Below are 14,286 nucleotides of genomic sequence, written 5' to 3' on the forward strand. Positions count from 1 at the left end.
TGACTCCTACCTCAAGCAGGTAGGAGTTTTTTTATGTTCAAAATTAGGAGGGAATAACATATGGCAGCGAAAGAAGTAGTAGATGCAGTAACAATGAAACGAGCGTTAACGCGGATCACCTATGAAATTATAGAAAGAAATCGCGGCATTGATAACTTGGTGCTGGTAGGGATCAAAACCCGCGGCATCTATATCGCGCAACGAATAGCAGAACGTTTAAAACAACTAGAAGGCGTAGAAGTACCTGTCGGTGAATTGGACATCACCTTGTACCGAGATGACAAAAAGACAGAAGATGATCCAGAGATCCATTCATCAGACATCCCGACTGCCATTGATGGCAAAGAAGTCATCTTGATCGATGATGTCTTGTTTACAGGACGGACGATTCGGGCAGCTTTGGATGCCATCATGGATATTGGTCGACCAAAGCGAATCTCACTCGCCGTTCTAGTTGACCGCGGTCATCGTGAACTGCCGATTCGGGCAGATTTCGTTGGGAAAAATATTCCAACTGCTTTAAGTGAAGAAATTATCGTGGAGATGGAAGAATCAGATGGTTCTGACCGGATCATGATCAATAAAGAAAACGACTAGGAAGAAGAGTGACAGCAACATGCAGAAGCAAGAATTTCGTAATCCAGACGCAGTTTTAGACATCAAAGATCGGCCCAAAGCACTGCCTTGGTTAGGTCTAAGCTTACAACATCTTTTCACGATGTTTGGGGCAACAGTATTGGTTCCGATCCTCGTTGGGATCAACCCCAGCATCGCTTTAGTTAGTTCAGGTATTGGAACATTGGTTTACTTGGTCACAACGAAAGGGAAGATTCCTGCGTATCTAGGCAGCAGCTTTGCGTTTATCGCAGCGATGCAGATGCTGATGAAATCTGATGGCTACCCAGCTATCGCACAAGGCGCCATCACGACTGGGTTGGTTTACGTGATCGTTTCGATGATCATTAAACGTGCCGGTGCAGCTTGGTTGGATAAGATCTTACCACCGATCATTGTCGGTCCTGTGATTATGGTGATTGGATTAGGGTTAGCCGCTAACGCCGCCCAGAATGCAATGTACAATGACTCAGTCTACGATTTCAAGTACATTCTGGTAGCTTTGGCTACCTTAGGATTAACGATTTTCTTCAATATGTTTCTGCGAGGGTTTTTAGGATTGATCCCGATCCTTCTGGGGATCGTGGGCGGATACTTGATCGCCTTAGCAGCGGGGATCGTCGATGTGCAGCCCATCATTGACGCCAACTGGTTTGGCATGCCAAGCTTCGAGATTCCCTTCATTAACTACGAACCAAAACTGTATCTGAATGCAATCACTACGATGGCGCCGATCGCTTTTGTTACCATGACCGAACACATCGGTCATCTGATGGTCTTGAACAAATTAACGAAGCGGAACTTTTTTGAAGAGCCAGGCTTGAACCGAACACTATTGGGAGATGGGTTTGCTCAAATTGCAGCCGGTCTCGTTGGGGGCCCCCCAGTGACAAGTTACGGAGAAAACATTGGGGTTTTAGCAATTACACGGGTCCACAGTGTGTTCGTCATCGGTGGAGCAGCAGTTCTAGCCATCGTACTAGGCTTCGTTGGAAAACTAAGCGCATTGATCTTAAGTATTCCTGGTCCAGTCATCTCAGGGATCAGCTTCCTGCTCTTTGGCGTCATCGCTGCCAGCGGGTTGAAAATTTTGATCGACAACAAAATCGATTTTGATCGTAAGAAGAATTTGATCATTGCGTCAGTGATCCTTGTGGTAGGAATCGGCGGTCTTGTCTTCACGGTCGGTACCTTCACATTATCCGCAATGGCGTTAGCAACTGTCCTAGGGATCTTCTTGAATCTTATTTTACCTGACAGCTCTCGCAGCGAAGAAAAATAACTTGTGCCAACTCATCGTTTAAACAGAATTAAAGGAGGAATTCATTCATGATTATTCAATCCGAAAGAATCAGCTTAAAGCATCTTTTGACGGTAGAAGCATTGACGGACCGTGAAGTGATGGGACTCATCCGCAGAGGACAAGAATTCAAAAGAGGGGCGAAATGGATGCCCCAAAAAGAACAATATTTCGCAACAAATCTCTTTTTTGAGAACAGTACCAGAACCCACAAAAGCTTCGATGTTGCTGAGAAAAAACTAGGGATCGAAGTCATCGAATTTGAAGCCTCCACCAGTTCTGTTCAAAAAGGCGAGACCTTGTATGACACGGTCTTGACGATGTCGGCTTTAGGTGTAGACGTTGCGGTCATTCGCCACGGCGATGAAAATTACTACGACGCTTTGATCCAAAGCAAAACGATCCAGTGCAGTATCATCAATGGCGGGGACGGCAGCGGCCAACACCCAACGCAATGCTTGCTAGATCTGATGACGATCTATGAAGAGTTTGGGCATTTTGACGACTTGAAAGTCGCAATCGTAGGTGACATCACCCACTCACGGGTCGCAAAATCAAACATGCAAATGTTGAAGCGTCTCGGAGCGAAAGTCTTCTTCTCAGGTCCAAAGGAATGGTATGACGAAGAATTTGAAGTATACGGTCATTGGCTACCATTAGACGAATTGGTCGCAGAAGTCGATGTTATGATGATGCTTCGTGTCCAGCACGAGCGCCATGATGGAACGGAAAGCTTTTCAAAAGAAGAATACTTAAAAAATCACGGGTTGACCGTCGAACGCGCCGCAAGAATGAAAGAGCATGCGATCATAATGCACCCAGCGCCGGTCAATCGCGATGTGGAATTGGCTGATGCCTTAGTTGAAAGCTTACGCTCACGAATCATCACACAGATGTCCAATGGCGTCTTTGTTCGAATGGCGATTCTTGAAGCGGTGTTGAACGGTAAGGCCTAACAGGCAAAAAGGAAAGAATTAGAGGAGGAAGTTTACATGAAAACACTCATTAAAAACGGTAAAATCATCAAAAAAGACAATCACTGTGTTCCTGCAGCAATTTGGATCGAAGAAGGAATCATTCGCGGGATCGGTACAGCATTTCCCGAAACAGATTTTGACGAAGTCATCGATGCCAAAGAGCAATTGATCACGCCAGGTTTAGTGGATGTTCATGTACACTTCAGAGAACCAGGCTTTGAGTACAAAGAAACAATTGAAACGGGCAGCATCGCAGCAGCTCGCGGTGGGTTCACGACAGTTTGCGCAATGCCAAACCTTGACCCAGTTCCCGATACACCGGAAAAATTAACAGCTGTTTACGAAAAAATCAACGCAGATGCGTCAATCAATGTCTTACAATACGCCCCGATCACAGAAAACTTACGCAGTGAAACGTTGACGGATGCAGCTGGAATGAAAGCTGCTGGCGCTTTCGCCTTGACGAACGATGGCGTGGGTGTTCAGACTGCTGGCACAATGTATCTGGCAATGAAGCAAGCAGCCGAAAATGACTTGGCCTTGGTTGCCCATACAGAAGATGACTCCTTACTCTTTGGCGGCGTGATGCATGCTGGTAAAAAAGCAGAAGAACTTGGACTACCGGGGATCTTGAGTGTAACGGAAGCTTCTCAAATCGCTCGTGATGTACTTTTGGCGGAAGCAACAGGTGCTCATTACCATGTCTGCCATGTCTCGACCAAAGAAAGTGTTCGAGTGATCCGAGATGCCAAAAAAGCTGGTATCCATGTGACAGCTGAAGTTTCTCCTCATCATTTGCTTCTAATCGATGAAGATATTCCTGCCGATGAAGGCTTTTGGAAAATGAACCCACCGTTACGTGGGCAAGAAGACCGTGAAGCGTTGATCGAAGGTCTGCTGGATGGCACGATCGATTGTATCGCGACGGATCATGCCCCACATGGCTATGAAGAAAAAATGAAAAGCTTTTTAAAAGCACCATTTGGCATCGTCGGATCAGAATATGCCTTCCAATTGTTGTACACTCATTTTGTCAAAACAGGACGCTTTACCTTGCAGCAACTAGTGGATTGGATGACCGTGAAACCAGCATCAATCTTTGGTCTAAGCGCCGGAACGATGATGGTCGGAGACAAAGCCGATCTCGCGATTTTTGACTTAGAATCAGCTTATAACGTGGATCCTAAGCAATTTCTATCAAAAGGAGTCAATACGCCTTTCGGTGGATGGACGTTATATGGGGATACAAGTTATACATTTGTAAATGGAAAATTAGTATGGCAAAAAGGTGGGCAATAATATGAAACGTTGGCTTATTTTAGAAGATGGAACATACTTTGAAGGCGAAGGCTTTGGTGCCAGTATCAATGTTTTTGGTGAGATTGTTTTTACCACCAGCATGACGGGCTATCAAGAAGCCATTACGGATCAAAGTTTTAACGGACAAATCATTACGTTTACGTATCCGATGGTTGGAAATTACGGCGTCAACCGAGACGACTACGAATCAATTTCACCGACTTGTAAAGGGGTCGTTGTGAAAGAACACGCGCGTCTAGCGAGCAATTGGCGGAAACAGCTGACGTTAGATGAATTTTTAAAACGCAAAAATATTCCAGGGATCGCAGGAATCGATACACGCGCGCTGACAAGAAAGATCCGTCAACATGGGACCATGAAAGCGAGTATCGTTGATGCAGGAGATGTCTTTGACCATGCCTTTGATCAATTAAAAGCGGCGGTTTTACCAACCAATCAAGTGGCACAAGTTTCTACCTCAAAACCTTATCCAAGTCCTGGAACGGGTCGCAATATCGTGGTCATCGACTTCGGCTTGAAGCACAGTATTTTACGGGAATTGTCACGCCGCAACTGCAATTTAACGATTTTACCATACAATACGACAGCGCAAGAAATTTTAGACCTCGCACCAGATGGTGTAATGCTGACAAATGGACCGGGTGATCCTAAAAGCTTGCCAGAAGCAATTAAAATGATACAAGGGATTCAAGGCAAGGTACCGATCTTCGGGATTTGTTTAGGCCATCAGCTCTTCTCATTAGCGAATGGGGCAGATACCTATAAAATGAAGTTCGGTCACCGCGGATTGAACCATCCGGTAAGAGAGATCGCCACTGGTCGGATCGATTTTACCTCACAAAACCATGGCTTTGCTGTGGATGAAGCATCCATCGATCCTGAAAAACTAATGGTGACACACGTCGAAGTGAACGATGGCACGATCGAAGGGGTTCGTCATCGCCGCTACCCAGCATTCAGTGTCCAATACCACCCAGATGCGGCACCGGGCCCGCATGATGCGGTCCACTTATTTGACGAATTTTTAGAGATGATCGATGCATGGAAGGAGCAGAACTAATATGCCAAAACGTACAGATATCAAGAAAATCATGGTAATCGGTTCTGGACCGATTATTATAGGACAAGCGGCAGAATTTGATTATGCCGGTACACAAGCTTGTTTAGCTTTACGAGAAGAAGGCTACGAAGTGGTGTTAGTCAATTCGAATCCCGCAACGATCATGACGGACAAAGAAATTGCTGACAAAGTCTACATTGAACCAATCACATTTGAGTTTGTCTCACGGATTTTACGTAAAGAACAGCCTGATGCAATTTTACCGACATTAGGCGGACAAACGGGCTTGAATATGGCGATGGAATTAGCCAACTCAGGTATTTTGGATGAATTAGGAATTGAGTTGCTAGGAACCAAATTAGCGGCAATCGATCAGGCAGAAGATCGAGATTTATTCAAACAATTAATGGAAGAATTGGATCAACCGATCCCAGAATCCGAAATCGTATCAACGGTGGAAGCAGCAGTTGAATTTGCGAAAAAAATCGGCTTTCCAATCATTGTTCGTCCAGCATTTACGCTAGGAGGAACGGGCGGTGGCATGTGTAACAATGAAGAAGAATTACGCCAAATCGCTGAAAACGGCTTGAAGCTCTCGCCCGTGACCCAATGCTTGATTGAACGTAGTATTGCTGGGTTTAAAGAGATCGAATATGAAGTGATGCGGGATTCTGCAGACAACGCGATCGTTGTTTGTAATATGGAAAACTTCGATCCAGTCGGCATCCACACCGGCGATTCCATCGTCTTTGCCCCTAGTCAAACACTGTCAGACCATGAATACCAAATGTTGCGAGATGCGTCATTAAAAATTATTCGCGCATTAAAAATAGAAGGTGGTTGTAACGTTCAGTTGGCACTTGATCCACATAGCTTTAATTACTATGTGATTGAAGTAAATCCAAGGGTTTCTCGTTCGTCTGCACTAGCAAGTAAAGCAACAGGTTATCCAATTGCCAAATTGGCAGCGAAAATTGCCGTCGGTTTAACATTGGATGAAATGAAAAATCCAGTCACAGAAACCACCTATGCAGAATTTGAACCCGCCCTTGACTATGTTGTGGCAAAAATTCCTCGCTGGCCGTTTGACAAGTTTGAAACGGGGGAACGTCGATTAGGAACACAAATGAAAGCAACTGGAGAAGTGATGGCCATTGGTCGTAATATTGAAGAGTCATTACTGAAAGCTGTTCGTTCATTGGAAATCGGCACACATCATATCGAAATGAAAGAACTAGAAGCTCTTTCTGACAATGATCTGATGGAGAAGGTCATCAAGGCCCAAGATGATCGCCTGTTCTACGTCATGGAAGCCATCCGAAGAGGGTATACTATCGAAGATTTGAATGAAATGACGAAAATCGATTTATTCTTCTTAGATAAAATGCTTCACATCTTTGAGATCGAACAAGCATTAGCAAACGAACCACATTCCCTTGATGTGTTGAAAAAAGCCAAGCAAAACGGCTTTACGGATAAAAAGATCGCTGAGCTGTGGGAAACCACGGAAGCTGAGATCCGCACGCTGCGTCATGAGCAAAAGATTTTGCCCGTCTACAAAATGGTAGATACATGTGCCGCAGAATTTGAATCAGCAACACCTTATTTCTACAGCACCTATGAGTTTGAGAATGAAAGCAAGCGCAGTGAAAAAGAATCTGTTCTTGTCCTAGGTTCTGGACCGATCCGAATCGGACAAGGGGTGGAGTTCGACTATGCAACAGTGCACTCGGTGAAAGCGATCCAAGCTGCTGGCTATGAAGCGATCATCATGAACAGTAATCCTGAAACGGTTTCGACTGATTTTTCTATCTCCGACAAGCTGTATTTTGAACCGTTGACCTTAGAAGATGTCTTGCATGTGATCGATTTGGAACAGCCAATTGGTGTCATTGTCCAATTTGGCGGGCAAACGGCGATCAATTTAGCCGAACCTTTGGTGAAAGCCGGAGTCAAAATCCTAGGCACCAGCATTGAAGATCTTGATCGTGCCGAAAACCGCGATCTCTTTGAGCAAGCATTACAAGCACTAGATATTCCGCAACCACCAGGCGACACGGCGACGAACGAACAAGAAGCGATCGCCATCGCACAAAAAATCGGCTATCCTGTTTTAGTCCGCCCAAGTTATGTCTTAGGGGGACGTGCGATGGAAATCGTGGAAAACCAAGCCGATTTAGAAGATTATATGCGTTATGCAGTGAAAGCATCACCAGAACATCCTGTCTTGGTCGATCGTTACTTGGTTGGTAAAGAATGTGAAGTCGATGCTATCTGTGACGGCAAAACTGTTTTGATTCCTGGGATCATGGAACATATTGAGCGTGCAGGGGTCCATTCAGGAGATTCAATGGCGGTCTATCCACCGCAAAATCTTTCGGATGAACTAATCGCTACGATCGAAGAATATACCAAACGCTTGGCATTAGGTTTAAATTGTATCGGTATGATGAATATCCAATTTGTCATCCATGAGAACAAAGTGTATGTCATTGAAGTAAATCCTCGTGCTAGCCGAACCGTGCCATTTTTAAGCAAGGTAACAGAGATCCCAATGGCACAAATTGCCACGAAGGCGATTCTCGGGGAAGAGATCACAGCGTTAGGTTATCAAGACGGACTTGCTCCAACACCAAATGAAGTACACATCAAAGCACCGGTCTTCTCCTTTACAAAACTTTTAAAAGTCGATACTTACTTAGGCCCTGAAATGAAATCAACGGGTGAAGTAATGGGATCAGACAAAGATTTGGCAAAAGCACTTTATAAAGCTTTTGAGGCATCAGGCCTGCATATTCCTGAATTTGGAAAAGCACTTTTCACCGTTGCAGACGAAAGCAAAGAAGAGGCAGCAGCACTGGCGGCGCGTTTCGTAGAGGTCGGCTTCACCTTAATGGCTACCAATGGAACCGCTGATTACTTTGAAGAAAAAGGCCTGCAAGTGACACGAGTTGCTAAAATCTCTGATCAACAAGCAGAAGAAACGGTTGTTGATTTGATCCGTAAAGGAACGACCCAAGTAGTAGTCAATACCATGGACAAAGATCGCCAAAATGCAACGGAAGACGGATTTATCATTCGCCGAGAAGCAGTGGAGCATGGTGTACCGACCTTTACTTCTCTTGATACAGCGGATGCAATTCTAAAAGTGATGGAATCCCGCAGTTTTTCAACAAAAGCAATTTAACGCAGATAAAGGAGTTTTTTGATGAAGCAAGAAATCATGACCATCAGCAAACAGCGTCAACTGGCACCACGGATTTTTGAAATGACATTGACTGGTGAATTAGTCAATGAGATGAGGACCCCAGGGCAGTTTCTGCACCTGCGGGTTCCTCAAAATGCCTTTCTTCTTCGCCGACCGATCAGTATCAATCATATCGATGCTGAGAAAAAAGAATGCCGAATCATTTACCGGGTCGAAGGAGATGGCACACGAATTTTTTCAGAAATGACCGTTGGTGATCCAATCGATGTGATGGGGCCGTTAGGAAATGGGTTTCGCTATCATCATTTAAATCAAGGGGACACTGCATTTATCGTAGGTGGCGGTATCGGTGTACCGCCGCTCTATGAATTATCGAAACGTCTGACCCAACAAGGCGTCCACGTCATTCACTTTTTGGGCTTTGCCAGCAAAGACGTCATGTATTATGAAGAGGAATTTCGTGCACTAGGAGACACGAGGATTGCTACCGATGATGGCAGCGCTGGTTTACAAGGAAATGTTGGCAACCTGTTGTTAGCTGCAGAGCAAACACCTGCGGCGGTCTTTGCCTGCGGAAATAACGGTCTTTTAAAAACCACCGCCCAGCTTTTCGAAGACCTTTCAGATGTTCAATTATCCATGGAAGCGCGAATGGCTTGCGGGATGGGTGCCTGTTATGCCTGTGTTTGCCATACGAAAGATGACGAACAAGGTACAAAAAGTGTCAAAGTTTGTGACGAAGGGCCTGTATTTCAGGCGAGAAAGGTGGTCATTTAATGTCGATCAACGTCGAGCTACCCGGATTGAGTCTAAAAAATCCGATCATGCCTGCCAGCGGCTGTTTTGGGTTTGGTGCAGAATATGATAAATATTATGACATCAGTCAATTAGGTGCGGTGATGATCAAAGCGACCACACCTGAACCACGTTTCGGCAATCCAACCCCAAGGGTAGCGGAAACGCCTAGTGGTATGTTAAATGCCATCGGGTTGCAAAATCCTGGGTTAGAAACGGTCATGAATCAAATATTGCCGGACTTAGCTCAAAAACATCCAGAGTTACCGATCATTGCAAACGTTGCTGGTTCGACCGTCGAAGATTACGTTCTTGTGTGTCAGGAAATCAGTCAGGCAGAAAATGTCAAAGCGATCGAACTGAATATCTCTTGCCCTAACGTCAAACATGGCGGTATCACTTTCGGAACCGATCCTGCGGTTGCTGGTGCATTGACTGAAGCGGTCAAAAAAGTCTCGCAAGTGCCGATCTATGTCAAACTTTCGCCGAATGTGACGGATATTGTCCCAATTGCAAAAGCGATCGAAGCAGGCGGCGCCGACGGGTTTACGATGATCAATACGCTTTTGGGCATGCGGATCGATTTAAAAACACGAAAACCGATTTTAGCCAACCAAACCGGGGGCTTGTCTGGTCCATCAATCAAACCAGTGGCGATCCGCCTAATCAAACAAGTGGCGCAAGTTTCTCAATTACCAATTATTGGCATGGGGGGCGTGATGTCAGTGGATGATGTACTTGAAATGTATCTGGCAGGTGCAAGTGCAGTTGCAGTAGGAACTGCAAACTTTACCGATCCTTACATTTGCCCAAAATTGATTGAAGAATTGCCTATCCGAATGGCAGAATTAGGGATCACTTCTTTGGAACAGTTGATAAAAGAAGTGAGAGAGGAGCACGTGTGATGAGTGAACGACCAATTATTGCCTTAGATTTCCCCAACAAACAGGCTATTGAAACATTTTTAGCGCAATTTCCTGCGGGAGAAAAATTATTTGTAAAAGTTGGAATGGAGATTTTCTACCAAGAAGGACCAGCGATCGTCACTTGGTTGAAATCCTTTGGCCATGACATTTTTTTAGATTTAAAATTACATGATATCCCTAACACTGTTGGACGAGCAATGGAGCGCTTAGCTTCTTTAGGTGTTGCTTTGACGAATGTTCATGCAGCCGGCGGGATTGAAATGATGACTGCTGCTAAAAAAGGTCTGCAACAAGGAACCCCCGCTGGAGACAAAGTCCCTGATTTGATTGCAGTTACCCAATTGACCTCCACTAGTGAGGCACAAATGCATCATGATCAGCAGATCATGACGTCACTGCAAGAAAGTGTTATCCATTACGCCACTTGTGCCCAAAAAGCTGGATTAGACGGTGTTGTTTGCTCCGCACACGAAGCAAAACAGATCAAGCAAAGAACAACCGATGCCTTCATACGCTTGACGCCTGGTATCCGACCAGCTGGCAGTGAAGTTGGCGATCAAAAACGGATCATGACACCTGCACAAGCTCGAAATGCGGGGGCTACCATGATCGTTGTGGGACGTCCAATCACCCAGTCTAAGACACCGTATGAAAGTTATCTGCAAATAAAACAAGAATGGAAGGAAGCTAGCCAATGAAAGAACAATCCAATCAAATTGCCAAAGATCTTTTAGACATCGAGGCGATTTTTTTACGACCGAATGAACCATTTACTTGGGCAAGCGGCATCAAAAGCCCTATTTACTGCGACAATCGAATCACTATGAGTTATCCTCATGTACGTCGCGCCATTGCGAAAGGCTTAGCTGCAGTCATCAAAACGACTTATCCCGAAGCAGAAGTGATTGCAGGGACCGCAACAGCCGGGATTCCCCATGCTGCTTGGGTCGCTGAATTGTTAGATTTGCCAATGGTTTATATTCGCAGCAAAGCAAAAGAACATGGCAAAGGCAATCAAATTGAAGGTCGTATTCAGCCAAATCAAAAAATGGTCGTCATTGAAGATTTATTGTCAACAGGTGGCAGTGTCTTAGAAGCTTGTGAAGCAGCCAAAAGAGAAGGAGCCGACGTATTAGGCGTCGCTGCGATCTTTACTTACGAGCTGCCTCAAGTCCAAGAGAATTTTGACCAAGTAGGTCTATCCTATGTGACTTTGACAAACTATACAGCGTTGATCGAGTCGGCTTTAGAAACGGGTGCTATTCAAGAGTCTGATGTTGCCCTGTTACAAGAGTGGCGAAAAGATCCTGCTGCTTGGTTGAGTGAATAAGGAATTGAAATAAGAAACGGATATGTGAGGGAATGACCAAGCATATTCGTTTTATTTTCACCTATTTTCTGATAGCATTGGGAGAAAGTTTTTTTGATAGGAAGGGCTATTCCTTGCTGTCAACTTGAATTAGGAGGCTGTTTTTTTGAAAAGAAATATGGATGTTCCCTGGAGTTATTCCGGAGACAATGGACCTGAACATTGGCACACTTTGTGCGATTGGTATGCACAAGGCGCCGAATTTCCTTACCAATCCCCAATTGCTTTAGTTCACGATGAAACCGAAGAACCTATCGATCAGGACTTGGCTTTTCACTATAAACGAGAGCGGTTCACGGAAAAAGAATTCAAAAATACGATTCACTTCGTTCCATATAACAAAGAAAGTTATGTCACATTTAAAGGGATCAACTACTATTTGACGGATATTCATTTCCACATGCCGTCTGAACATATTATCGATGATGAACAGCAAGAATTAGAGTTTCATCTCGTCCATATGAATGAGGACGGAGAAAACTTGGTTGTGGGCATCTTATTCAAATTGACGGATAAGCTCAACTGGATCTGCAATCAGCAAGACGACAGCATCTGGGACTTTGAAAACCATACGCAATGTTTTGATCCGACTATGTTCTTACCAGAACGCACCCACCATTTCCATTATGTGGGTTCGTTGACGACACCGCCAACCAAAGGGCCAATCAATTGGTTCGTCTTTGACTGGATCGGGGAGATGAGCCGCCGCTTCATTTTGGAATTCCGGGAAGAAGTGTTAGAAAACAATAATCGCCCATTACAAGACCGCAAAGATCGGCCTATTTATTTCTATTAATTTATAAAAATAGATCCTTTTACGTAGTGTTTATCACTGACTTCATTTGATGGTCAGTATAGAAACCACTTCGTAAGGGTAATCTATAAAAATGATGTTAGAATTTTTAGAATGTCATTGACTAGAAAAAGACGAAAACTCTTCGTCTTTTTTTATTTTTATATTCTAGGACCATGAAGTCTATGCTAAAATATTAAATAAGCTGATTCTCGGCAGTTAATGCATTGTGAAAATAAATACAAATATAGTTTTTTTTAGAAAAAGAGCAGACACGGTAAAGCTTTTTTGGCTGAGTATTTTATAGTGAAAGAAAGGAAATCCATATGCATGCATGGGAAGCAATCCAAAAATCCATCGATTTTATCGAAGACAATCTTGCTGAGTCGCTAGAGATCGAAACGTTAGCACAAGTCGCATCGCTTTCTGTATTTTATTATCAACGCTTATTTACTCGCTTAGTTAAAATTTCTGTTAGGGAATATATAAAACTGCGTCGTCTGGCCAGAGCCGCTGTTTTATTAAAAGACAGAAAAAGTCGAGTCATTGAGGTCGCTTTTGAGGTTGGTTTTAGCAGCCATGCAGTATTTTCAAGAACCTTTAAGACCGTTTATGGACTTTCACCTTCTCTTTACCAAAAAGCGCCGATCGGCTTGCAAAATTTTGATAAGCCGGATCTATCTTTAGGGTATATTGTCACAGAAGAAGGCAATCCATTGATCAGCGAAGGAGTCGTTTTGGAGATTCAGAAGAAGCGAAATCAGCAACCGCTGGTTTTTTGTGGCGTTGTTGGTTACTATCCATTTAAGTATGGAAAAATGCTGGGCCAACGAACAGGGATTGATCCGATTGATGATATTTGGCATGATTTTTATCAAAAGACTGCCAATCAGCCTCGCACCGATCATTGCCTGATCGGTGTTTCATTTCCGGGAGATGCGCCTGAAGGCTATTCAAGTTATTTTGTTGGTCAAATATCTGATGGTTCGCAATTTCTCAACTGCACTGAATGGACTTTACCAGAACGTGAGTATATTGTTTGCAGTTTTGATACGGTCTCAGAGCAACTGATCATCAATATGGGAAAGGCGATGCGTTATACCCGTTTTTGGCTCAAGAAAAATGGCTGGATTGCTGAGAATTTTTTTCCTGAGCTTTATCAAAAAGGGGAAAATCATGTGGTTCATGTCGAATTATGGATTCCTTTTAAAAAAAGAATTAAGATGCAAGGAGGAACAGAATAATGACCCACCAGTATGAAGAAGGAATAAAGCTGCTTGAAGAAAAATTCGGACATTTTAAAGACAATGTGATTGCCCTTGCGACGACAGCTTGTGACAAAACTGTAGAGGGACACATACAACCAGTCGTTCGAGAAGTTGATGCTTTTTATGAAGAGGGCGTTTTTTACGTGTCGACACACGAGCAATCCAATAAAATCAAGCAAATCAAAAAGAACCCAGCAGTTTCCATTGCCGTTAGCGGTGAATGGTTTACTGCGGTCGGTCAAGGGGAGAATTTAGGTTGGGTGCTAGACCCTAAAAATGCAGAATTAAGATGCAAAATTCGCAAAGCCTTTGTCTGGTACGACGAAGTCAACAATGAGAATGATAAAGGCTGTTGCTTTCTAGCAATCCATTTGACCAAAGGAACGTTGAATATCAATCACTGGGAAAAGCTGTATCATTTTGATTTCGAGAAGAAAGTCACTATGGAGGATGGTGGAATTTATTAGCTAGCAGAAGCTACTTTCTCACGGTGATTTTCGAATACCATTCTATCGGATCTAGCAGATACGTCGATGGCTAAATTCTGAGAAGGCTTGCCTTTTGTGTTTCAAGCTAAGCAAAATTGTCGCTGAAAGAGCAGTAGATAGTAGATAGAAGGAAAAAGCATAAAAACCGATCACAAGCGCGTGTAGTT

13 protein-coding genes are annotated in these 14,286 nt (G+C 43.9%); all 13 read left to right on the forward strand.

Annotated features, from left to right (window positions below):
• The first annotated feature begins 60 nt into the window (after window positions 1-60).
• Window positions 61-597 (forward strand): bifunctional pyr operon transcriptional regulator/uracil phosphoribosyltransferase PyrR, encoded by a 537-nt coding sequence (gene pyrR, locus IGK63_RS07770; protein ID WP_005231374.1) that lies wholly within the window; start codon window positions 61-63, stop codon window positions 595-597.
• Between the two features lie 19 nt (window positions 598-616).
• Complete coding sequence (locus IGK63_RS07775; RefSeq protein ID WP_005235990.1) at window positions 617-1,897, forward strand: solute carrier family 23 protein; 1,281 nt, start codon at window positions 617-619, stop codon at window positions 1,895-1,897.
• Between the two features lie 47 nt (window positions 1,898-1,944).
• The gene (locus IGK63_RS07780) at window positions 1,945-2,871 is read left to right on the forward strand and encodes an aspartate carbamoyltransferase catalytic subunit (protein WP_005235988.1); all 927 of its coding nucleotides are present in this window, start codon (window positions 1,945-1,947) and stop codon (window positions 2,869-2,871) included.
• Window positions 2,872-2,907: 36 nt separating this feature from the next.
• The gene (locus tag IGK63_RS07785; protein WP_016611753.1) at window positions 2,908-4,191 is read left to right on the forward strand and encodes a dihydroorotase; all 1,284 of its coding nucleotides are present in this window, start codon (window positions 2,908-2,910) and stop codon (window positions 4,189-4,191) included.
• A gap of 1 nt (window position 4,192) precedes the next feature.
• Window positions 4,193-5,272, forward strand: coding sequence for a carbamoyl phosphate synthase small subunit (locus IGK63_RS07790; RefSeq protein ID WP_005235984.1), 1,080 nt, complete (start codon window positions 4,193-4,195; stop codon window positions 5,270-5,272).
• A gap of 1 nt (window position 5,273) precedes the next feature.
• Entirely contained in the window at window positions 5,274-8,459 is a 3,186-nt protein-coding gene (gene carB / locus IGK63_RS07795) for a carbamoyl-phosphate synthase large subunit (RefSeq protein WP_016611755.1), read from the forward strand.
• 21 nt (window positions 8,460-8,480) lie between these two features.
• Complete coding sequence (locus tag IGK63_RS07800; protein ID WP_005235982.1) at window positions 8,481-9,257, forward strand: dihydroorotate dehydrogenase electron transfer subunit; 777 nt, start codon at window positions 8,481-8,483, stop codon at window positions 9,255-9,257.
• Window positions 9,257-10,180, forward strand: coding sequence for a dihydroorotate dehydrogenase (locus tag IGK63_RS07805; RefSeq protein ID WP_016611756.1), 924 nt, complete (start codon window positions 9,257-9,259; stop codon window positions 10,178-10,180). Before IGK63_RS07800 ends, IGK63_RS07805 begins: the two co-directional genes overlap by 1 nt.
• Window positions 10,180-10,899, forward strand: a complete 720-nt coding sequence (gene pyrF, locus IGK63_RS07810) for an orotidine-5'-phosphate decarboxylase (protein ID WP_008379878.1) — start codon at window positions 10,180-10,182, stop codon at window positions 10,897-10,899. The genes IGK63_RS07805 and pyrF overlap by 1 nt, the downstream gene beginning before the upstream one ends.
• On the forward strand, window positions 10,896-11,531 hold the full coding sequence (gene pyrE, locus IGK63_RS07815) for an orotate phosphoribosyltransferase (RefSeq protein ID WP_016611757.1): 636 nt from the start codon (window positions 10,896-10,898) through the stop codon (window positions 11,529-11,531). Before pyrF ends, pyrE begins: the two co-directional genes overlap by 4 nt.
• 157 nt (window positions 11,532-11,688) lie before the next feature.
• Complete coding sequence (locus IGK63_RS07820; protein WP_016611758.1) at window positions 11,689-12,366, forward strand: carbonic anhydrase family protein; 678 nt, start codon at window positions 11,689-11,691, stop codon at window positions 12,364-12,366.
• Window positions 12,367-12,689: 323 nt separating this feature from the next.
• Window positions 12,690-13,607, forward strand: a complete 918-nt coding sequence (locus IGK63_RS07825; RefSeq protein WP_016611759.1) for a helix-turn-helix domain-containing protein — start codon at window positions 12,690-12,692, stop codon at window positions 13,605-13,607.
• Window positions 13,607-14,098, forward strand: coding sequence for a pyridoxamine 5'-phosphate oxidase family protein (locus tag IGK63_RS07830; RefSeq protein WP_005235973.1), 492 nt, complete (start codon window positions 13,607-13,609; stop codon window positions 14,096-14,098). Before IGK63_RS07825 ends, IGK63_RS07830 begins: the two co-directional genes overlap by 1 nt.
• Window positions 14,099-14,286 lie beyond the last annotated feature (188 nt).

The sequence above is a fragment of the Enterococcus sp. AZ040 genome (assembly GCF_050499185.1).
Lineage (GTDB): Bacteria > Bacillota > Bacilli > Lactobacillales > Enterococcaceae > Enterococcus_D > Enterococcus_D entomosocium.

What these genes read in the sequence shown, in the direction of transcription:
- IGK63_RS07825 (WP_016611759.1), top strand. Translation starts at nt 12,690, where the DNA reads ATGCATGCATGGGAAGCAATCCAAAAATCCATCGATTTTATCGAAGAC.
- IGK63_RS07830 (WP_005235973.1), top strand. Translation starts at nt 13,607, where the DNA reads ATGACCCACCAGTATGAAGAAGGAATAAAGCTGCTTGAAGAAAAATTC.
- pyrE (WP_016611757.1), top strand. Translation starts at nt 10,896, where the DNA reads ATGAAAGAACAATCCAATCAAATTGCCAAAGATCTTTTAGACATCGAG.
- IGK63_RS07820 (WP_016611758.1), top strand. Translation starts at nt 11,689, where the DNA reads ATGGATGTTCCCTGGAGTTATTCCGGAGACAATGGACCTGAACATTGG.
- IGK63_RS07805 (WP_016611756.1), top strand. Translation starts at nt 9,257, where the DNA reads ATGTCGATCAACGTCGAGCTACCCGGATTGAGTCTAAAAAATCCGATC.
- pyrF (WP_008379878.1), top strand. Translation starts at nt 10,180, where the DNA reads ATGAGTGAACGACCAATTATTGCCTTAGATTTCCCCAACAAACAGGCT.
- IGK63_RS07785 (WP_016611753.1), top strand. Translation starts at nt 2,908, where the DNA reads ATGAAAACACTCATTAAAAACGGTAAAATCATCAAAAAAGACAATCAC.
- IGK63_RS07775 (WP_005235990.1), top strand. Translation starts at nt 617, where the DNA reads ATGCAGAAGCAAGAATTTCGTAATCCAGACGCAGTTTTAGACATCAAA.
- IGK63_RS07790 (WP_005235984.1), top strand. Translation starts at nt 4,193, where the DNA reads ATGAAACGTTGGCTTATTTTAGAAGATGGAACATACTTTGAAGGCGAA.
- IGK63_RS07780 (WP_005235988.1), top strand. Translation starts at nt 1,945, where the DNA reads ATGATTATTCAATCCGAAAGAATCAGCTTAAAGCATCTTTTGACGGTA.
- IGK63_RS07800 (WP_005235982.1), top strand. Translation starts at nt 8,481, where the DNA reads ATGAAGCAAGAAATCATGACCATCAGCAAACAGCGTCAACTGGCACCA.
- carB (WP_016611755.1), top strand. Translation starts at nt 5,274, where the DNA reads ATGCCAAAACGTACAGATATCAAGAAAATCATGGTAATCGGTTCTGGA.
- pyrR (WP_005231374.1), top strand. Translation starts at nt 61, where the DNA reads ATGGCAGCGAAAGAAGTAGTAGATGCAGTAACAATGAAACGAGCGTTA.